We start from the raw sequence: 19,427 nt of genomic DNA on the forward strand, positions 1-19,427 counted from the left end.
GCTTGCACCTGTCTTCTCAGGGACCGATTCAGCCGCCGGCTGATTTTCAATGATCCCTTTCAACGGTCACTGGCAGGTCTCGCAAATCATGGTCACGGATTACAAGACGATTATCATCGGCGCCGGAATGATGGGGTCGGCTGCTGCCCGCCACCTTGCGTCCATGGATAGCGGCGTGGCGCTGATCGGTCCCGGCGAGCCGGAGGTCAAGTCCGCCCATAACGGGGTTTTCGCCAGCCACTATGACGAGGCCCGGATCACCCGAACGATCGATTCCAATCCGAACTGGGCGACCTTCGCCAACAGGTCTATTGCCCGCTATGACGAGATCGCCCGCGAGAGCGGCATCGACTTCTATTCGGAGGTCGGCTGCCTGATCTGGGGCGCCGAAAGCGGCGCGGGCGCCGGTTACGTCGGCGGCGCGCTCGAATCCGCACGGCGTCTCGGCGCCGCCGTGGAGCACCTTGACCACGAGGCTCTCGAGAGCCGCTTCCCATATTTCCATCTGCCGAAGGATGCGCAGGCCGTCTGGGAACCGAAGGGCGCAGGCCATATCAATCCGCGACGGCTGGTCGCAGCCCAGTGCCGTCTTGCCGAAAGGAACGGCGCCGCGGTACTCCGCGAGGAGGTGTCCGAGGTCAAGGACGAGGGCGGCGCGGTGCGTGTCGTGACGTCCAAGGGCAAGTCCTACACCGCCGAAAAGACTCTCGTCGCTGCCGGCGGCTTCCAGAACGCCAACCGACTGATGCCACGACCGCTCGACCTCAAGGTCTATGGCCGCACCGTGCAGTTTTTCGAGCTGGGGCCGGAGGAGGCGGAGCGCCTGTCCGGCATGCCGTCCGTCATCGGTAAGCCGTATTCCGAGCACGAGTTCTACTATCTTCTACCGCCGGTGCGTTATCCCGACGGACGCGTCTGCCTGAAGATCGGCGGCGAGCCGGACGACCTGCTGCTGCCCGACGAGAAGGCCCTGAAGGCCTGGTTCAAGGGCGACGGCCGCGAGGCCGCGCGCCAGCATCTGACCCGCATCATGTGCAATCTGGTCCCCAGCCTGAAGGCGGAAAGCAGCCATTCGGCCGCCTGCGTCACATCGTTCACGCCGACCGGATATCCCGCTATCGCGTTCACCTCGTCACCGCGCATTGCGGTGCTGACCGGCGGGGCGGGATCTGCGGCCAAGAGTTCGGACGAAATCGGCCGTCTCGGCGCCGAACTGATCTTCACGGGTCGAATCCAGGACGACGCCTACACCACTGATTTCCGGGCAGATTTCATCTGAGCCGATATTTCGGTGGCATTCCTTTCCTGCCTCGGCTATGGACGCCCTGCCAGTTGGCTGGGCAGCCGCGCTTTACCAATGCCGAAAGGCGGTGAGGTGAGGAAAGTCCGGGCTCCACGGAAACACGGTGCCGGATAACGTCCGGCGGGGGCGACCCCAGGGAAAGTGCCACAGAAAGCAAACCGCCCGGCTTGTCCGGGTAAGGGTGAAAGGGTGGGGTAAGAGCCCACCGCGCGACCGGTAACGGAAGCGGCACGGTAAACCCCACCGGGAGCAAAACCGAATAGGAACGACGTGGCCGTCGCAAGACGGTACAGCCCGTTTCCGGGCCTGTCGTTCGGGTGGGTTGCGCGAGGCAGTGCGCAAGCATTGTCCCAGATGAATGGCTGCCACGTCCCGGAGAAATCCGGGGCCATACAGAACCCGGCTTACAGGCCAACTGGCGTAATTTTCCCTGCGGTTCGGGAAAATGACAAGTCTATGAAAAGAAAAAGATAAAACTGCATTTCCCCTTTCATTTCATGATCTCAAATCTGACGGAATCGCGCTTGCACAAAGGCGGTTAAGTCCCGGCATTCCCTAATCTTTCGTTAAGCTTAATGGCTTATAAATGGTCGGACGTACAACCGCTCGGTGGCGGTTGTTCCCATTGACGCCCATATGTACCCATGGTATCCCAAAAGCACATTTTCACAGGGCGAGTTTTGGCCCGCAAATCGCGAGAATCCTGGGCGTCCCGAAACGGGATGGTCTGGAACTCGGCCGGCGGAAAAGCCGGCGATTCGAGCATTTTTGTGTTGATTGTCCGGGATGCCTCTAGGGGGGTCTCGTTCGAGGGGGCGGCAGTCTCGCGTCATGAACCGCTTTCTTTCGAATATTACCAATCGTATCGACGCCAAGGGCCGTGTTTCGGTTCCCGCGCCGTTCCGTTCGGTTCTCGCCGAGCGGCAGATAGGGGAGCTGTTCTGCTTCCAGGATTTTGTATTTCCGGCGATCAGTGCCGGCGGTCCGGAGCTTCTGGATCGTTTCGAGCGGCAGATCGTGGCGGACGATCCGTTCTCGCCGGAAGCCAACCAGATGTCGCTGCTCATTCACGGTGGCGGCGTCTACATGAAGCTCGATGCCGAAGGGCGGTTGATGGTCACGGATTTCATCCGGGATTTCACCGGCATCACGACGGATGTCACGTTCGTCGGCAGGGCGGATCATTTTCAGCTTTGGGAGCCGAACACCTTTCAGGCGGCCCAGGCAGAGGCGAGGCGGGTGCGCGGGCTTGGCGGCGGACGCACCTGAATGCACGAGGGACAGAAATGGCGGCGAATCAAGGCACGGATCAATCTGGCGCCGACGGCGGACCGGTTCGTCACGTACCCGTGATGCTGGCTGAGGTGCTCGAGGCGCTTCAGCCTGCACCGGGCAAGCTCATCATCGACGGTACCTTCGGGGCAGGCGGCTACACCTCCGCCATTCTGGAGGCCGGCGCCGATGTCATCGCTCTCGATCGCGATCCCACCGCGATTGCCGCCGGGCAGTCTCTCGTCGAAAAGAGCGCCGGTCATCTTCGTTTGGAGCAGACGGAGTTCTCGAAACTCTCTGATTTTGCACCGGGCGCGGGCGTCGACGGCGTCGTGCTCGACATCGGTGTTTCCTCCATGCAGATCGACGAGGCGGGTCGGGGCTTTTCCTTCCAGAAGGACGGCCCGCTCGACATGCGCATGGCCGTTTCCGGCGTTTCGGCTGCCGACGTCGTCAACCGCGCCAAGGTCAACGACCTCATCCGCATCTTCTCCTTCCTCGGCGAGGAAAAGCAGGCGGGCCGCATCGCCCGCGCCATCGAGAAGAAGCGGCTGGAACAGCCGTTCCGCACCACATTCGACCTTGCCCATCTGATCGAGAAGGTCACACCGCGCAAGGCGCAGGACAAGATCCACCCGGCCACGCGTGTCTTCCAGGCGCTGCGCATCTTCGTCAACGACGAACTCGGTGAGCTGGCGCAGGCCCTGTTTGCGGCCGAGCGGTCGCTGAAGCCCGGTGGACGCCTGGTCGTCGTCACCTTTCATTCGCTTGAGGATCGCATCGTCAAGACATTCTTCGGCGACCGGTCCGGCAAGGCGTCGGGTTCGCGTCATATGCCGATGGTTGCCGAAAAGGCCGCCGTCTTCGAATTTGTCGGCAAGCCGATGGTGGCCGCCGGAGAGGCCGAGGCCGCCCGCAATCCGCGGGCGCGCTCAGCCAAGCTCAGGGCAGGGATTCGCACGGCCGCACCGGCCGGCAAGCCTGACACGTCCCTGTTCAAACTTCCTTCCCTCGCAAGTCTTTCAAAGATCGGAGCTTGAGGCATGTTGCGTAGCCTTGACTTTATGTTGATCGCGATCATGGCCGGGATGGCGGCGGTGACCTATTCCGTACGCCACCAGACGGACCAGAAAGTCGACAAGGTCCACGAACTCGAGACGAAGATAAAACAGGAGAAGGACACCATCGACCTCCTGAAGGCCGACTGGGCGCTGCTGACACAGCCGACCCGTCTGGAGGCGCTGGCCAACACCTACGTGGATCAGCTGCACCTGCAGGAGACGAAGCCGGAACAGATCGTCCAACCGAACGAGCTGCCGCGCATTCGCGAAGATGCACCCCAGACCGTTGAGGGTGAAAAGAGCCCCGTTGATGCTATCGCAACCGGATCGGTGAAACGCTGATGTCCTTCCTCTCGCGCGTCATGACCCTCAAGAGCCGTGCCCATGTTTCCACCGGCCAGCGCGGCCGCTCCGTCGACAGCAGTTTCGATGGGGCCGTCAAAATGCGAAGCCAGCTGGCGCGCAACCGGCTGATCATCATCGTCGCCGGCTTCGTGGCCGTCTACGGCGTCGTCGGCGCACGGCTCGTGCAATACGGGATGACGCCGTCGGAAACCGTTTCCTCGATCGGCCCGGCCGACCAGTTGATGGCATCGCGCCCCGACATCCTCGACCGCAACGGCGAAGTGCTGGCGACCGACATCCGCACCGTTTCGCTCTATGCCGAGCCGAACAAGATTGTCGACCCGGACGAAGCCGTCGAACTGCTTTCGACCGTTCTGCCGGACCTCGACATAAAGCGCACCTACGAGAAGCTCTCGTCGAAGACCTATTTCCAGTGGCTGCGCCGTCAGCTGACGCCGAAGCAGCAGAGCCAGATCCTGTCGCTCGGCATTCCCGGCATCGGTTTCCGTCCCGAAAAGCGCCGCTTCTATCCCGGCGGTCCGGTCGCCTCGCACATCCTCGGCCTCGTCAACATCGACAACCGCGGCATTGCCGGCATGGAGAAGTACATCGACGGGCAGGGCCTCGGAGCGCTCGCCGCAGCCGGTCTCACCTCCAACGCTCCGCTGGAGCCGGTGCGCCTGTCGATCGACCTGCGCGTCCAGTCGATCCTGCATGACGTGCTGGTCGACGCCAAGGAGAAGTACCAGGCGATCGCGTCCGGCGGCGTGGTGCTCAATGCCAAGACCGGCGAAGTGCTCGCCATGGCGTCGATCCCGGACTTCGATCCGAACAACCCCTACAACGCCCTCGAAAAAGACCGTCTGAACCGCATGTCTGCGGGCACCTTCGAAATGGGTTCGACCTTCAAGACCTTCACGATCGCCATGGGGCTTGATTCCGGCCTGGTGCACATGGGTGACACGTTCGATGCCACCAAGCCCATGCATATCGGCGGCTTCACCATCCACGACTTCCACGCGACCCGACGCATCCTCACGGTCAAGGAAGTCTTTACCCATTCGTCGAACGTCGGTTCGGCACGTATGGCCGACCTCGTCGGCATCGACGGTCACCGGGAATTCCTGACGCGTCTCGGCCTTCTGACCCGCATGCAGACCGAGCTGCCGGAAGTCGCGACGCCGTCGCAGCCGAAGGTCTGGAAAAAGATCAACTCGATGACCATCGCATTCGGCCACGGCGTGTCCACCACGCCGCTGCAGACGGCCGTCGCCGGCGCGGCGCTGATGAACGGCGGCAGGCTGATCGAGCCGACCTTCCTGCCGCGCACCGAGGAAGAGGCGGACAAGGTCGCCGTACAGGTCGTCAACCCGTCGACGGTCGCTAATATGCGCTATCTCTTCCGCGCCAATGCCGTCGAAGGCTCTGGCAAGGCAGCCAACATCATGGGCTTCGACGTTGGCGGCAAGACGGGTACGGCCGACAAGGTCATCAACGGCCGATATTCCAGCCAGCACAACTTCAACGCCTTCCTGGCAGCTTTCCCGGTCGACGATCCGCAATACGTGGTCCTGACCATCATCGACGACCCGAAGCCTTTCGGCGGTGCGGGCAATACGGCCGGCTCGAACGCCGCCCCGATGGTCGGCGAAATCATCCGCCGCGCGGCGCCTCTGCTCGGTGTCCAGCCGAAATTCGGGCCGGATGGCGAAGCCTTGCTTGTGTCTTATTGATTATGGATGAATGAGCCCGGCGGGCGAGTCGCGGGGACGCAGCCCGAACAAAGCGTGGGACAAGACGTCATATGAAACTGCGGGACCTGGCTGGAAACGGCTTTCCGGAAATCGATGCGAAACTGCGTGGCGCGGAGGGTGACCTTGCCGTCGCCGGCCTTTCTTCCGACAGCCGCAAGATCTCGCCCGGCATGCTGTTCGTAGCGCTCGCCGGCAGCAAGGCGGACGGCGCGACCTTCGCAGCCGATGCCGAGAAGAACGGCGCCGTCGCCATCGTTTCCGGCGTGGATGTCCCGGGTCTTTCCGTTCCCGTTCTCGTCGTCTCCGAACCGCGCCGCTTTCTGGCACTCGCCGCGGCCAATTTCTATGGCGCGCAGCCCGAGACCATGGTCGCAGTGACGGGCACGGCCGGCAAGACGTCGGTTGCCTCCTTCACGCGGCAGATCTGGGCTGCGGCCGGACTGGCCTCGGCGTCGATCGGGACCACCGGCATTGTGGCACCTGGCCGCAACGAATACGGCTCGCTGACGACGCCCGATCCTGTCGCGCTCCACCAGATCCTCGCCGAACTCGCCGAGGCCGGCGTCACCCACGCGGCGATGGAGGCGTCCAGCCACGGCCTCGATCAGTGCCGCCTCGACGGCGTCAAACTGGCCGCTGCCGCTTTCACCAATCTCGGCCGCGACCATATGGATTACCATCCGACCGTCGAAGACTACATGGACGCCAAGATGCGGCTCTTCCGCGTCCTGCTGCCGAAGGGCTCGCCGGCGGTCATTTATGCCGACGACGCCTGGTCGCAAAAGGCGATCGCGGCGGCGAGCGAAGCGGGACACGAGGTTCTCACCGTCGGGCGCAAGGGCAATTTCCTGTCCTTGAAGCGGGTCGAGCACTTCCGCCACAAGCAGGTCGCCGAGATCCATCATGGCGACGACATCTACGAAGTCGATATTCCGCTGGCGGGCGATTTCCAGGTGGCCAATGCGCTCGTTTCGGCTGGACTGGCTATCGCGACGGGAGTGGCGCCGAAGATCGCGATGCGGGCGCTCGAGAAGCTTGAAGGCGCTTCGGGACGGCTGGAGCTGGTCGGTCACACGAAGGACGGCGCGCTCGCCTATGTGGATTATGCTCACAAGCCGGATGCGCTGGAAAACGTGCTTTCCTCCGTCCGCCCGTTTACGACCGGCAAGGTCGTCGTGGTGTTCGGCTGCGGTGGCGATCGTGACAAGGGCAAGCGCCCTATCATGGGCGAGATTGCCGGACGGTTGGCCGACCTCGTCATCGTCACCGACGACAATCCGCGCTCCGAAGTGCCGCAGACGATCCGCAGCGAGATCATGGCCGCCGTGCCCTCGGCAACGGAGATCGCCGACCGCGGCGAGGCAATCCGCCATGCCGTCGGTCTGCTTGGTCCCGGCGACACGCTGATCGTGGCCGGCAAGGGGCATGAAGAGGGGCAGACGGCAAACGGCGTCACCGTTCCGTTCTCCGACCACAAGGAAATTCTGAAGGCATTGGAAGGTTTGACGTCTTGAGCCATCTCTGGACCATCTCCGACATGATCAAGGCCATGGTGGGCCGCCCGATCGGGAACCTGCCTGAAGGCATCAACGGCATTTCCATCGACAGTCGTTCGATCGGGCCGGGCGAAGCGTTCTTCGCCATCAAGGGCGACCGCGTTGACGGACACGACTATGCGACGAAGGCGGTTGCCGGCGGCGCGGCGCTGCTGGTGGTCGCCGAGGGCAAGCTTCCGGCGCTCGGCCGACTCACCGCGCCGATGATCGTCGTCGACGACGTTCTTGCGGCGCTGTGCCGTCTCGCCGTGGCGGCGCGCAGCCGTACCCAGGCAAAGATCATCGGCGTCACCGGTTCCGTCGGCAAGACGACCACCAAGGAAATGCTGCGCCACACACTCGCGCCGTCGGGCCAGGTGCATGCCGCCGTCGCCTCCTTCAACAATCACTGGGGCGTGCCGCTGACGCTCGCCCGCATGCCGGCCGACACCGAATACGGCGTCTTCGAGATCGGCATGAACCATCCGAACGAGATCCGTCCGCTCGTAAAGATGGTGCGTCCGCATGTGGCGATCATCACGACGATCGCCGCCGCGCATCTCGGAAATTTCTCCGGTCTGGAAGAGATCGCGGCCGCCAAGGCGGAGATCTTCGAAGGCGTCGAGCCTGACGGCCACGCGATCCTCAATCGCGATAACGCCCAGTTCGAATTCCTCGAAGGCGCCGCGGTTGCCGCGGGCGTCTCCAATATCCATACCTTCGGCCAGCATTCCAAGGCCGACTATCGCCTTGTCGAATATGAAGGCGATGGTGAGAGCGGCCTCGTGGTGGCCGAGATCGACGGAGAGACGCGCGACGTCGCCATCGGGGCCGCCGGCCGGCATATCGCCGAAAATGCCATGGCGGTCCTCGGCGCGGTCAAGCTTGCCGGCGCCGACCTGGATGCAGCGATTGCCGCCCTCGGCGCGCTGTCGGCCGTCAAGGGGCGCGGCGAGCGTCACATTCTGAAGATCGACGGCGGCACCTTCACGCTGATCGACGAAAGCTACAATGCCAATCCGGCCTCCATGCGCGCGGCCATCGCGCTGCTGGCATCGGCCAAGCCGAAGGGCGAGGGCAGGCGGATCGCCGTGCTGGGCGACATGCGCGAAATGGGCGCGTTCTCCCAGGACGTCCATGCAGAGCTGGCAACGCCGCTTCTCGCTGCGGGAATTTCCGACGTTTGGCTCGCAGGGCCGGACATGGCGGCGCTGAAAGACGCCCTGCCGCCCAACGTTCAAGTAGAATACCGGGAAAAAACTGAGGATTTGGCGACTTTCGTCGTCGGATCCGTCAGGCCTGGCGATGTGCTTATGGTAAAATCGTCGCTTGGCACCGGATTCGGCAAGATTGTATCCGCGCTCCTTGACAATTACTCCGCGTTTTCCGACACGGGCGGCAACGCATGACCTCTTTTTGAAAGGTTTCTTATGCTCATCTGGCTCGTGGATTTCGCGGATCACCTACAGTTCTTCAATCTCTTCCGCTACATTACCTTCCGCACCGGCGCCGCGGTCTTCACCTCGGCGATGATTGTCTTCCTGTTTGGGCCGAGCATCATTTCCTCCCTGCGTATCCGGCAGGGCAAGGGGCAGCCTATCCGTGCCGACGGGCCGCAGACCCATTTCAAGAAGGCCGGCACGCCGACCATGGGCGGCCTGATGATCCTCGCCGGCATCATCGGTTCGTCGATGCTGTGGGCGGACCTCTCCAACATCTACGTGGTCGCGACGCTGCTGGTCACGCTCGGCTTCGGCGCCATCGGCTTCTATGACGACTACCTCAAGGTGACGAAGCAGACGGAAAAGGGCTTTTCGGCGCGCGCGCGGCTGGGCATTGAGTTCGTGATCGCTGCCATTGCCGTCGTTGCGATGATGATGATGTCGGAGCATAGCGAGCCGAACGGCGCCAAGCTTGCCACCTCGATCGCGTTTCCCTTCGTCAAGGATTTCGTCCTCGATATCGGCTGGTTCTTCATCCTGTTCGGCGGTTTCGTCGTCGTCGGTGCCGGCAATGCCGTCAACTTCACCGACGGTCTCGACGGCCTGGCAATCGTGCCGGTAATCATCGCTGCTGCGTCCTTCGGCGCCATCTCCTATCTCGCCGGCAATGCCGTCTTCGCCAATTACCTGCAGATCAATTTCGTGCCCGGCACCGGCGAACTGGCCGTTGTGCTCGGCGCGGTGATCGGCGCGGGCATGGGCTTCCTCTGGTTCAACGCGCCGCCGGCGGCCATTTTCATGGGCGATACCGGTTCGCTGGCGCTGGGCGGTCTCATTGGCACGGTTGCCGTTGCCACCAAGCACGAGATCGTGATGGCGATCATTGGCGGACTGTTCGTGATGGAAACGCTGTCGGTCATCATCCAGGTCGGCTATTTCAAGATGACCGGCAAGCGCGTCTTCCTGATGGCGCCGATCCATCACCATTTCGAAAAGCTGGGCTGGACCGAGAGCCAGGTGGTCATCCGCTTCTGGATCATCGCCATGGCGCTTGCCATGCTCGGCCTTTCCACCCTCAAGATCCGTTGAGGGCGCGATGATCCCGGTCACTTCCTTCAAGGGTAGGACAGTTGCTCTTTTCGGGCTTGGCGGTTCCGGCCTTGCGACGGCGAAAGCCCTGGTTGACGGCGGTGCCAATGTCATCGCCTGGGACGACAATCCGGCAAGCGTGGAGAAGGCCGGCGAGGCTGGTGTTCCTACCGCCGACCTGCATGGCGTCGACTGGACGTCCGTCGCGTCCTTCGTGCTTTCTCCCGGCGTGCCTTTGACCCATCCGAAGCCGCACTGGACGGTCGATCTGGCACGGGCGGCGGGCGTCGAAATCATCGGCGACGTCGAACTCTTCGTCCGCGAACGCCGCGCTCAAGCGCCCGACTGCCCGCTGATCGCCATTACCGGCACCAACGGCAAGTCGACGACGACGGCGCTGATCGCCCATATCCTGAAGTCGAGCGGCCGCGACACGCAACTCGGCGGCAATATCGGCACGGCCGTGCTGACCCTCGACCCACCGAAGGACGGACGGTTCTTCGTCGTTGAATGCTCGTCCTACCAGATCGACCTCGCACCGACGCTCGATCCGACCGCCGGCGTGCTCCTGAACCTGACGCCGGATCATCTCGACCGGCACGGCACGATGCAGCACTACGCGGACATCAAGGAACGGCTGGTGGCCGGCAGCAAGACGGCCATCGTCGGCGTCGACGACAGCTACTGCTTGATGATTGCCGACCGCATCGAGCGCGCCGGCGTGACCGTCAGGCGCATTTCCAGCCGGCAGGTGCTGGCGGACGGCTACTACCTCGAAAAGGGCTGCATCGTCGAAGCCGATAGCGGCGCGACGCACAAGGTGGCAGACCTCTCCGCCATCCAGACTTTGCGCGGCGCTCACAATGCGCAGAACGCAGCCGCGGCGATTGCCGCCTGCCGCGCGGTCGGCGTCTCCGAAGCGGAGATCGTCGCCGGTCTCAATTCCTTCCCGGGCCTCAAACACCGCATGCAGCCGGTCGGCCGACGTGGCAACGTTGTCTTCGTCAACGATTCCAAGGCGACCAATGCCGATGCCGCGGCGCCGGCGCTTTCGAGCTACGATCGCATCTACTGGATCGCCGGCGGCTTGCCGAAAGAGGGCGGGATCACCAGCCTTACGGGTTTCTTCCCGAAGATCGCCAGGGCCTATCTGATCGGCGAGGCGGCACCCGCATTCGCGGCGACGCTCGGCGAGGCGGTGCCCTATGAAATTTCCGGAACACTGGAAAAGGCGGTCGCCCATGCGGCCAATGACGCCGAAAAAGACGAAAACGGGCCGGTTGCGGTCATTTTATCCCCGGCTTGCGCAAGCTTCGACCAGTATAAGAACTTCGAAGTGCGCGGTGACGCCTTTGTCGGGCATGTGCGTGCACTCGATGGCATGGCGATGCTGATCGATCAGGAAACGGGAGCGAATTGACATGGTGATGAGCCGAGCGAAGCGCGGGCCGGTCGCCGACTGGTTCTGGACCATAGATCGCTATCTCCTCGCGGTGTTCGTGCTGCTGATGGGGATCGGCATGATGATGTCGTTTGCGGCGTCGCCGGCGGTCGCCGAGCGGCTGCGCTACGACAGCTTCCATTTCGTCATCCGCCACGCGGTCTTTCTGATTCCGTCGCTCGCGGTTATGATCGGGCTGTCGTTCCTGACGCCGCGGCAGGTTCGCCGCACCGCGCTGATCATGCTGGTGGCAGCCATAGCTCTGATGCTCATTGCCCTGTTCTTCGGCATAGAGGTCAAGGGATCGCGGCGCTGGATCAATATCGGCTCCTTCTCGCTGCAGCCTTCGGAATTCATGAAGCCTGCCTTCATCGTCATCTGCGCCTGGCTGTTTTCCGAACACGCCCGCCAGCCGGAAATTCCCGGCAATTTCTTCGCGATGATCCTGTTCGTCATCGTCGCGGCGCTTCTGGTCGCACAGCCGGACCTTGGCCAGACGATCCTGACCAGTCTCGTGTGGAGCGGCATGTTTTTCATGGCCGGCGTGCCGTGGTTGTGGATCTTCGTTCTCGGCGGCCTTGGCGTCGCCGGTTTCATGACCGCCTATTACATGCTGCCGCACGTGACAGGACGCGTCGACCGGTTCCTGACCGGCGAGGGCGACACGTTCCAGGTGGATGCGGCGCGCGACGCGATCATGCGCGGCGGCTTTCTCGGCCAAGGGCCGGGCGAGGGCACCGTCAAGCGCATCATCCCCGACAGCCATACCGACTTCATCTTCGCGGTAATGGCGGAAGAGTTCGGTATCATCTTCTGCATGTTCATCGTGCTGATCTTCGCCTTCATCGTCATGCGCGGCCTGTCGCACGCGCTGAAGGAAAAGAACGACTTCCAGCGTTTCGCCATCGCCGGCCTGGTGCTGCAGCTCGGCATCCAGTCTATGATCAACATCGGCGTCAATCTCGAACTGCTGCCGGCCAAGGGCATGACGCTGCCCTTCATTTCCTACGGCGGTTCGTCGATGGTGGCGATCGCGGTGACGGCCGGCTTCATCCTGGCGCTGACCCGGTTCCGACCCGAACGGCGGGCGCAGGAGCGCAGCATGTTCCGCGTCCAGGAAAGCGTAGCAGCGGAGTAATCGATGACGGCTAGTAAAGGTATTGTCATGCTGGCCGCCGGCGGAACCGGCGGTCATCTGTTTCCGGCCGAAGCGCTGGCGCACACGCTGAAGGCGCGCGGCTACAGCGTGCATCTCGTCACCGACAGCCGCGCCGAGCGCTATGCCGGCAAGTTCCCGGCCGACGAGGTGCATGTGGTGCCGTCGGCGACGATCGCCTCGAAGAATCCGGCCTCGGTCGCAAAGTCCCTGCTGACGCTGTGGACCGGATACCGCACGGCCAAGCGGATGATCCTTACGGTCAAGCCGAAGGTCGTCGTCGGCTTCGGCGGCTATCCGACGGTCCCGCCGCTTCTGGCAGCGACTGCGCTGCATGTGCCGTCGATGATCCATGAGCAGAACGCCGTGATGGGCCGCGCCAACAAGGCGCTCGCCGCGCGTGTGCAGGCGATCGCCGGCGGCTTCCTGCCCGAACAGGGCGGCACGTTTTCGGAAAAGACAGTGACCACCGGAAATCCGGTGAGACCGGCTGTCATTGCCGCATCCGAGGCTGGGTATACAGCGTCCGGCGAAGGTCAGCCCTTCCATCTCGTCGTCTTCGGCGGCAGCCAGGGCGCCCAGTATTTCTCGCAGGCGCTGCCCGCCGCCGTGGAACAGCTGCCGGAACCCTTAAGGGCACGGCTGAAGATCACGCAGCAGGCCCGGCCCGAGGACAAGGATGCGGTCATCGCCGCCTATGCCGGCCTTGGCGTGCCGGCCGACGTCTCGCCATTCTTCACCGACATGGCGGAGCGCATCGGCTCCGCGCAGATGCTGATCTGCCGATCCGGCGCGTCGACCGTTTCGGAAATCTCGGTCATCGGCCGTCCGGCTATCCTCGTGCCTTATCCGCACGCGCTCGACCACGACCAGTCGGCCAACGCCGCGGCGCTCGCGGCCAAGGGTGGCGCGGAAGTCATCCAGCAGCGCGATCTGTCACCGGAGCGGCTGTCGGGCATGATCGCCGACTGGATGAACGACCCCGAACGGCTCGCCGAAATGGCGCTGGCCGCGAAAGGGACGGGGAAGCCGAATGCTGCGGACTTGCTTGCCGATATGGTTGAAGCTATTGCCGACAGACAGGGCGTACAGAAATTCAAGGGAGCAGTCGCATGAAAATGCCGCAGGCCATCGGCCTCGTACACTTCGTCGGCATCGGTGGCATCGGCATGAGCGGCATTGCCGAAGTGTTGCACAATCTCGGCCACAAGGTTCAGGGGTCGGACCAGAACGACAGCGCCAACGTGCAGCGTCTGCGTGACAAGGGCATTGAGGTGTTCATCGGCCACAAGGCGGAAAACCTTGGCGACGCCGAAGTCGTCGTTGTTTCGACCGCCATCAAGAAGAACAATCCGGAGCTCGTCGCCGCGCGCGAGAAATCGCTGCCGATCGTCCGCCGGGCGGAAATGCTGGCCGAGCTGATGCGCTTCCGCAATGCGATCGCGATTGGCGGTACGCATGGCAAGACGACGACGACCTCGATGGTCGCCACGCTGCTCGAAGCCGGCAATCTCGACCCGACCGTCATCAATGGCGGTATCATCAACGCCTACGGCACCAATGCGCGCATGGGCGAGGGCGAGTGGATGGTGGTCGAAGCGGACGAATCCGACGGCACCTTCCTGAAACTGCCGGCTGACGTCGCGGTCGTCACCAACATCGATCCCGAACATCTCGATCATTACGGTTCGTTCGACGCAGTGCGCGCCGCCTTCCGGCAGTTCGTCGAGAATGTGCCCTTCTACGGCTTCGGCGTCATGTGCCTCGACCATCCGGAAGTGCAGGCGCTGGTCGCCCGCATCGAGGACCGCAAGGTCATTACCTATGGCGAGAACCCGCAGGCCGACGTGCGCTTCATGAATGTGCGCACGGAAGGCGCGCGGGCGATCTTCGACGTGGTGATCCGCCGCCGTCGCACCGGCCGTGTGTTCGAGTTCAAGGATCTTGTCCTGCCGATGCCCGGCCGGCACAATGTCTCGAACGCCACGGCGGCAATCGCGGTCGCCAACCGGCTTGGCATTTCGGAAGAGGACATCAAGAAGGGGCTCGCCTCCTTCGGCGGCGTCAAGCGCCGCTTCACCCCGGTCGGTGAATGGAACGGCGTTCACATCTTCGACGACTACGGCCATCATCCGGTCGAGATCAAGGCCGTGCTGCGCGCTGCGCGCGATGCCTGCTCCAACCGAATCATCGCCATCCACCAGCCGCACCGCTACTCGCGGCTGTCGAGCCTGTTCGACGACTTCTCCGCCTGCTTCAACGATGCCGACAGCATCCTGATCGCGCCGGTCTATGCCGCCGGCGAAGACCCGATCGAGGGCGCCGACGCCGAAGGCCTGGTTTCGGCGATCCGCGCCGGCGGTCACCGCGATGCGCGCTATGTGGCGACGCCGGCGGAAATCGCCCCGATCGTCGCCGAGCTTGCCCGCCCGGGTGACTACGTCGTATTTTTGGGGGCAGGAAGCATTACATACTGGGCGGCCGCGCTTGCAGGCGAACTGGCCGCTCTTCCCGGAGCTCGTGCATGAAGACTGTAGATGGTGAAAAGCTGCTCGCCTCGCTTGGCGACAGCGTGAGTGGATTGAAGGGCAGGCTGACGCCGAATGCGCCCATGGACCGTGTGACCTGGTTCCGCGCCGGCGGTTTTGCCGAGCTGATGTTCCAGCCGCATGACGTCGAGGATCTCTCGACCTTTCTGAAGAACCTGGCGGACGACGTGCCGGCGACGATCATCGGGGTCGGGTCCAACCTCCTCGTGCGCGACGGCGGGATTCCGGGTGTCGTCATCCGGCTTTCGGCCAAGGGCTTCGGTTCGGTTGATCTGGCCGGAGAGAATCGCATCCGCGCGGGCGCGATCTGCCCGGACAAGAACATCGCCGCCATGGCGCTCGACAACGGCATCGGCGGCTTTGCCTTCTACTACGGCATTCCCGGAGCCATCGGCGGCGCGGTGCGCATGAATGCGGGCGCCAACGGTTCGGAAACGCGCGAGCGGCTGGTCGAGGTCGAAGCCGTCGACCGCAAGGGCAATCCGGTCCGGCTTTCCAATGCCGACATGGGCTACAGCTACCGTCATTCGGAAGCGCCGGCCGACCTGATCTTCACGTTCGCCACCTTCGAGGGCTATCCGGAAGACAAGGCGAAGATTCGCGCCGATATGGATGCCGTGCGCGAGCACCGCGAAACCGTGCAGCCGGTGCGCGAGAAGACCGGCGGGTCGACCTTCAAGAATCCGCCCGGCCATTCCGCCTGGAAGCTGATCGACGAAGCGGGCTGCCGCGGTCTCGTCTATGGCGGCGCGCAGATGTCGTCGCTGCATTGCAATTTCATGATCAATACGGGGCAGGCGACTGCCTATGATCTCGAAAGTCTCGGCGAAACCGTACGCCGCCGGGTCTACGAGAATTCCGGCGTTCTCTTGGAGTGGGAGATCAAGCGGATCGGCAATTTCATGCCCGGTCGCGAGGTCGAAATCTTTACGCCGTAGGCCTCAAAACCGTTAACCTGATCCTTAACGCCCCCGTCCGAAAGCCGGATCAGGGGCGTTTCTTTTTGTACTCATGTCTTGAGTCTCGTTCGCCATGCAAGTGTCTGATTTGCATGGGAGAAGTGGATCTGTCGCGACCTTCCGCAGAGGATGGATTTCCTCATTCGCGACATCAGTTAACGAAAGTAAACGCAATATTAACCATAATGGTTTTGAAGTGGGTTTCAGGCGATTGCCGTTAACCGATTCACGAACCCGCCAGTCTGACGCAAGCGTCGGCACATAGGTTGAGAAGTCTAGTTTGGGGGTATTTATGAGTGCCAAGCATGTGGCTGTCCTGATGGGAGGTTTTTCCTCCGAAAGGCCCGTTAGCCTTTCTTCGGGCAACGCCTGCGCTGATGCGCTGGAATCGGTGGGCTACCGCGTGACGCGCGTCGATGTCGGCCGCGACGTCTCCTCCGTTCTTGCCGAACTCAAGCCCGATGTCGCCTTCAATGCGCTGCATGGCCCGTTTGGAGAAGATGGCACGATCCAGGGCGTGCTCGAATATCTCCAGATTCCCTATACGCATTCCGGTGTGCTGGCCTCGGCGCTCGCCATGGACAAGCAGCAGGCGAAGTGCGTTGCGATGGCGCACGGCATCCCGGTCGCGCCGGCACGCGTGATGAACCGCTTCGAAATCGGCGACAAGCATCCGATCGAGCCGCCCTATGTGGTGAAGCCGGTCACGGAAGGCTCGTCCTTCGGTGTCGTCATCGTCAAGGAAGATCAGTCGCATCCGCCGCAGTTCCTGACTTCGTCGGAATGGAAATACGGCGACCGCGTCATGGTCGAGCGCTACATTCCCGGCCGCGAACTGACCTGCGGCGTCATGGGTGATGAGGCGCTGTGCGTGACGGAAGTATTGCCGCAGGGCAACACATTTTACGATTACGAATCGAAGTATGCGCCGGGTGGATCAAAACATGTCCTTCCGGCGGAAATTTCACCGATTATTTACCAAAAAATACAAACACTGTCTCTCCAGGCGCATCGTGCGATCGGGTGTCGCGGCGTCAGCCGCTCGGACTTCCGGTTCGACGACAGCGCTGGTGGGGATGGTGAGATTATCTGGCTGGAAGTGAACACGCAGCCCGGCATGACCGCGACCTCGCTCGTACCGGAAATGGCCCAGCACAAGGGTCTTTCCTTTGGTGAATTTCTCCGTTGGATGGTGGAGGACGCATCGTGCCTGCGTTGAAGCTGCAAAGTCTGAAGAGACATACGGGGCGGGAGCCTGTTGCTCCTGCGTCGCAGCAGAAGGTGATGGTTCTGCCGCGTCCGGTTCGTCGCGTGGTTCGCTTCATGTCGAGCCTTGCCGGTGGCCGGGTTCATATCCCCGAGCATGTCGGCACCGTTTCCGCGATCGCCTTCCTGGCCTCCGTCGGCATCTACGGCATGGTCCTTGGTGGTCATGCGGATGCCGTCGCCCAGGCCACGACGACTGCGGCCGGCTTCGCCATCGAAGACGTCAAGGTTTCCGGCAATGTCCAGACCTCCGAGATCGAAATCCTTCAGGTGCTTGGCCTTGATGGTGCGACCTCGCTGATGGCGCTGAACGCCGAGGCTGCAAAGAGCAACCTGGAAAAGCTGCCCTGGGTCGAGAAGGCCGAGGTTCGCAAGATTTACCCGAAGACTGTCGATGTCCGTCTGGTTGAACGTCAGGCCTATGCCATCTGGCAGCACGGTTCCGATCTCTCGCTGATCGAGAAGAGCGGCTCCGTGATCGCACCGCTCAAGGACGGCAAGTTCGTCAACCTTCCGCTGCTCGTTGGTCGCGACGCCGAAGTGGCCGCCCGCGAATTCGATGCCGATTTCGCCGCGTGGCCCGACGTCAAGGCGCGGGTGAGGGCATATGTTCGCGTCGGCGGCCGTCGCTGGGACCTCTATCTCAACAACGGCGTGATCGTGAAGTTGCCGGAAGAGGGCATCGATCAGGCGCTGGCTGAGCTCTCCGACATGGAACGCTCGCAGCAGCTGCTCGAGCGCGAGATCGCCTCGGTCGACTTCCGGCTTGCTGACCGGACCACCATCGAACTCACCCCCGATGCCGCCAAGCGCCGTGATGCGGCTGTTGCCGTGCGCATGAAGGAACTGAAGAAAGCGGAGCGGCAAATATGAGCCTTTTCGGGTCACAGAGTTTCGGCCTGCCACGCATGAAGCCGCTTTCGCTGAAGCGCTCGCATGTCGTGTCCGTGCTCGACATCGGCTCGACCAAGGTCGTCTGCATGATCGGCCGGCTGACGCCGCGCCAGGAAAGCGAGATCCTTCCGGGCCGAACGCACAGCATCGAGATCATCGGGATCGGCCACCAGCGCTCGCGCGGTGTGAAGACCGGCGTCATCGTCGATCTGGACGCTCTGGAAAACGTCGTCCGCCTGGCCGTCGATTCGGCCGAGCGCATGGCGGGCCTGACTGTCGACAGCCTGATCGTCAACGTTTCGGCCGGCCGTCTTGCCAGCGAGATCTACACCGCGACCGTCGACCTCGGCGGCCAGGAGGTCGTCGAGACCGACCTGCGCAAGGTCCTGTCGCTCGCAGCCCAGCAGTCGATGCGCCAGGAGCGCACCGTGCTGCACTCGATCCCGGCCGGTTTCACGCTCGACGGCGAGCGCGGCATTCGCGATCCACTGGCCATGTACGGCGACCTGCTCGGCGTCGACATGCATGTGGTGACCGCCGAAGTGCCGTCACTGAAGAACCTGGAGCTCGCCGTCAATCGCGCGCACCTCTCGGTCGAAGCGATGGTCGCGACGCCTTACGCCAGCGGTCTTGCCTCTCTCGTCGAGGACGAGATCGAGCTTGGCTGCGCCTCTATCGACATGGGCGGCGGCACGACGACGATTTCCGTCTTCGCCGAAGGCAAGCTGGTGCATACCGATGCCATCAGCCTCGGCGGACACCATGTGACGACCGATCTTGCGCGCGGGCTGTCCTGCCGCATCGACGATGCCGAACGCCTGAAGGCGGTGCATGCGACGGCTCTGCCGGCCGGCGCCGACGATGGCGACGTCATAACCATTCCGCCGTTTGGCGACGATGACCGTGATCTTCCCACCCACGTGCCGCGTGCGCTGGTGTCCCGCATTGTCCGGGCCCGCGTCGAGGAAACGCTGGAGCTGATCCGGGACCGCATCCAGCGCTCGGGTTTCTCCCCGATCGTCGGCAAGCGGGTCGTGCTGACCGGCGGCGCAAGCCAGCTGACCGGCCTGCCGGAAGTTGCACGGCGCATCCTCGCCCGCAACGTCCGCGTCGGTCGTCCGATGGGTGTCTCCGGGCTGCCGACGGCAGCCAAGGGACCGGCCTTCTCCACTGCGGTCGGATTGATGATCTATCCGCAGGCAGCCGGTCAGGAAGCCCACGCGTCAGGTGGCGGCCTTCTGTCTTCCCTGTCCGGCGGCAGCGGCCGTCTGGCGCGGATGGGACAGTGGCTGAAAGAGAGCTTTTAACGGAACACAAGGAATTGGCCGGCGTGGCGATGCGGCCATAATCGAGAAGGAACT

General features: G+C 62.9%; 16 protein-coding genes and 1 other RNA gene. All 17 read left to right on the top strand.

Annotation, left to right across the window (positions count from 1 at the left end; translation table 11 throughout):
• Window positions 1-88 precede the first annotated feature (88 nt).
• The 17 genes from ACU5AZ_RS18165 (at window position 89) to ftsA (ending at window position 19,373) form a co-directional block, all read left to right on the top strand.
• Entirely contained in the window at window positions 89-1,279 is a 1,191-nt protein-coding gene (locus ACU5AZ_RS18165; protein WP_446826048.1) for an NAD(P)/FAD-dependent oxidoreductase, read from the top strand.
• A gap of 49 nt (window positions 1,280-1,328) precedes the next feature.
• Window positions 1,329-1,726: RNase P RNA component class A (gene rnpB / locus ACU5AZ_RS18170), an RNA gene on the top strand.
• Between the two features lie 408 nt (window positions 1,727-2,134).
• Window positions 2,135-2,572 carry a division/cell wall cluster transcriptional repressor MraZ gene (gene mraZ, locus ACU5AZ_RS18175; RefSeq protein WP_446823725.1) on the top strand — a complete coding sequence of 146 codons (438 nt, stop codon included), beginning with the start codon at window positions 2,135-2,137 and terminating at the stop codon, window positions 2,570-2,572.
• Between the two features lie 17 nt (window positions 2,573-2,589).
• Window positions 2,590-3,615, top strand: coding sequence for a 16S rRNA (cytosine(1402)-N(4))-methyltransferase RsmH (gene rsmH, locus ACU5AZ_RS18180; protein WP_446823726.1), 1,026 nt, complete (start codon window positions 2,590-2,592; stop codon window positions 3,613-3,615).
• Between the two features lie 3 nt (window positions 3,616-3,618).
• Window positions 3,619-3,978, top strand: a complete 360-nt coding sequence (gene ftsL / locus ACU5AZ_RS18185; RefSeq protein ID WP_446823727.1) for a cell division protein FtsL — start codon at window positions 3,619-3,621, stop codon at window positions 3,976-3,978.
• The gene (locus tag ACU5AZ_RS18190) at window positions 3,978-5,714 is read left to right on the top strand and encodes a peptidoglycan D,D-transpeptidase FtsI family protein (protein ID WP_446823728.1); all 1,737 of its coding nucleotides are present in this window, start codon (window positions 3,978-3,980) and stop codon (window positions 5,712-5,714) included. The genes ftsL and ACU5AZ_RS18190 overlap by 1 nt, the downstream gene beginning before the upstream one ends.
• Before the next feature lie 71 nt (window positions 5,715-5,785).
• Complete coding sequence (locus tag ACU5AZ_RS18195) at window positions 5,786-7,249, top strand: UDP-N-acetylmuramoyl-L-alanyl-D-glutamate--2,6-diaminopimelate ligase (RefSeq protein ID WP_446823729.1); 1,464 nt, start codon at window positions 5,786-5,788, stop codon at window positions 7,247-7,249.
• Entirely contained in the window at window positions 7,246-8,679 is a 1,434-nt protein-coding gene (locus ACU5AZ_RS18200; protein WP_446823730.1) for a UDP-N-acetylmuramoylalanyl-D-glutamyl-2,6-diaminopimelate--D-alanyl-D-alanine ligase, read from the top strand. Before ACU5AZ_RS18195 ends, ACU5AZ_RS18200 begins: the two co-directional genes overlap by 4 nt.
• 21 nt (window positions 8,680-8,700) lie before the next feature.
• A complete protein-coding gene (mraY, locus tag ACU5AZ_RS18205) occupies window positions 8,701-9,801 on the top strand; it encodes a phospho-N-acetylmuramoyl-pentapeptide-transferase (RefSeq protein WP_446823731.1) in 1,101 nt (366 codons plus the stop codon).
• 7 nt (window positions 9,802-9,808) lie between these two features.
• Window positions 9,809-11,221 carry a UDP-N-acetylmuramoyl-L-alanine--D-glutamate ligase gene (gene murD, locus ACU5AZ_RS18210; protein ID WP_446823732.1) on the top strand — a complete coding sequence of 471 codons (1,413 nt, stop codon included), beginning with the start codon at window positions 9,809-9,811 and terminating at the stop codon, window positions 11,219-11,221.
• A 4-nt stretch (window positions 11,222-11,225) separates the two neighbouring features.
• Window positions 11,226-12,380 (top strand): putative lipid II flippase FtsW, encoded by a 1,155-nt coding sequence (gene ftsW, locus ACU5AZ_RS18215; RefSeq protein WP_446826049.1) that lies wholly within the window; start codon window positions 11,226-11,228, stop codon window positions 12,378-12,380.
• Window positions 12,381-12,383: 3 nt separating this feature from the next.
• Complete coding sequence (gene murG, locus ACU5AZ_RS18220; RefSeq protein ID WP_446823733.1) at window positions 12,384-13,514, top strand: undecaprenyldiphospho-muramoylpentapeptide beta-N-acetylglucosaminyltransferase; 1,131 nt, start codon at window positions 12,384-12,386, stop codon at window positions 13,512-13,514.
• On the top strand, window positions 13,511-14,926 hold the full coding sequence (gene murC, locus ACU5AZ_RS18225; protein WP_446823734.1) for a UDP-N-acetylmuramate--L-alanine ligase: 1,416 nt from the start codon (window positions 13,511-13,513) through the stop codon (window positions 14,924-14,926). The genes murG and murC overlap by 4 nt, the downstream gene beginning before the upstream one ends.
• Window positions 14,923-15,885 carry a UDP-N-acetylmuramate dehydrogenase gene (gene murB, locus ACU5AZ_RS18230; protein ID WP_446823735.1) on the top strand — a complete coding sequence of 321 codons (963 nt, stop codon included), beginning with the start codon at window positions 14,923-14,925 and terminating at the stop codon, window positions 15,883-15,885. The genes murC and murB overlap by 4 nt, the downstream gene beginning before the upstream one ends.
• Window positions 15,886-16,198: 313 nt before the next feature.
• Window positions 16,199-17,125, top strand: a complete 927-nt coding sequence (locus ACU5AZ_RS18235) for a D-alanine--D-alanine ligase (RefSeq protein ID WP_446823736.1) — start codon at window positions 16,199-16,201, stop codon at window positions 17,123-17,125.
• Window positions 17,126-17,190: 65 nt separating this feature from the next.
• Window positions 17,191-18,045, top strand: a complete 855-nt coding sequence (locus ACU5AZ_RS18240) for a cell division protein FtsQ/DivIB (protein ID WP_446823737.1) — start codon at window positions 17,191-17,193, stop codon at window positions 18,043-18,045.
• Window positions 18,042-19,373, top strand: a complete 1,332-nt coding sequence (ftsA, locus tag ACU5AZ_RS18245) for a cell division protein FtsA (RefSeq protein ID WP_446823738.1) — start codon at window positions 18,042-18,044, stop codon at window positions 19,371-19,373. The genes ACU5AZ_RS18240 and ftsA overlap by 4 nt, the downstream gene beginning before the upstream one ends.
• Window positions 19,374-19,427 lie beyond the last annotated feature (54 nt).

It is taken from the genome of Rhizobium sp. PAMB 3182 (assembly GCF_052908355.1).

Bases quoted from the DNA above. Each gene is read 5' to 3' on its own strand.
- ACU5AZ_RS18165 (WP_446826048.1), top strand. From the start codon at position 89: ATGGTCACGGATTACAAGACGATTATCATCGGCGCCGGAATGATGGGG.
- mraZ (WP_446823725.1), top strand. From the start codon at position 2,135: ATGAACCGCTTTCTTTCGAATATTACCAATCGTATCGACGCCAAGGGC.
- rsmH (WP_446823726.1), top strand. From the start codon at position 2,590: ATGGCGGCGAATCAAGGCACGGATCAATCTGGCGCCGACGGCGGACCG.
- ftsL (WP_446823727.1), top strand. From the start codon at position 3,619: ATGTTGCGTAGCCTTGACTTTATGTTGATCGCGATCATGGCCGGGATG.
- ACU5AZ_RS18190 (WP_446823728.1), top strand. From the start codon at position 3,978: ATGTCCTTCCTCTCGCGCGTCATGACCCTCAAGAGCCGTGCCCATGTT.
- ACU5AZ_RS18195 (WP_446823729.1), top strand. From the start codon at position 5,786: ATGAAACTGCGGGACCTGGCTGGAAACGGCTTTCCGGAAATCGATGCG.
- mraY (WP_446823731.1), top strand. From the start codon at position 8,701: ATGCTCATCTGGCTCGTGGATTTCGCGGATCACCTACAGTTCTTCAAT.
- murD (WP_446823732.1), top strand. From the start codon at position 9,809: ATGATCCCGGTCACTTCCTTCAAGGGTAGGACAGTTGCTCTTTTCGGG.
- murG (WP_446823733.1), top strand. From the start codon at position 12,384: ATGACGGCTAGTAAAGGTATTGTCATGCTGGCCGCCGGCGGAACCGGC.
- murC (WP_446823734.1), top strand. From the start codon at position 13,511: ATGAAAATGCCGCAGGCCATCGGCCTCGTACACTTCGTCGGCATCGGT.
- murB (WP_446823735.1), top strand. From the start codon at position 14,923: ATGAAGACTGTAGATGGTGAAAAGCTGCTCGCCTCGCTTGGCGACAGC.
- ACU5AZ_RS18235 (WP_446823736.1), top strand. From the start codon at position 16,199: ATGAGTGCCAAGCATGTGGCTGTCCTGATGGGAGGTTTTTCCTCCGAA.
- ACU5AZ_RS18240 (WP_446823737.1), top strand. From the start codon at position 17,191: ATGGTTCTGCCGCGTCCGGTTCGTCGCGTGGTTCGCTTCATGTCGAGC.
- ftsA (WP_446823738.1), top strand. From the start codon at position 18,042: ATGAGCCTTTTCGGGTCACAGAGTTTCGGCCTGCCACGCATGAAGCCG.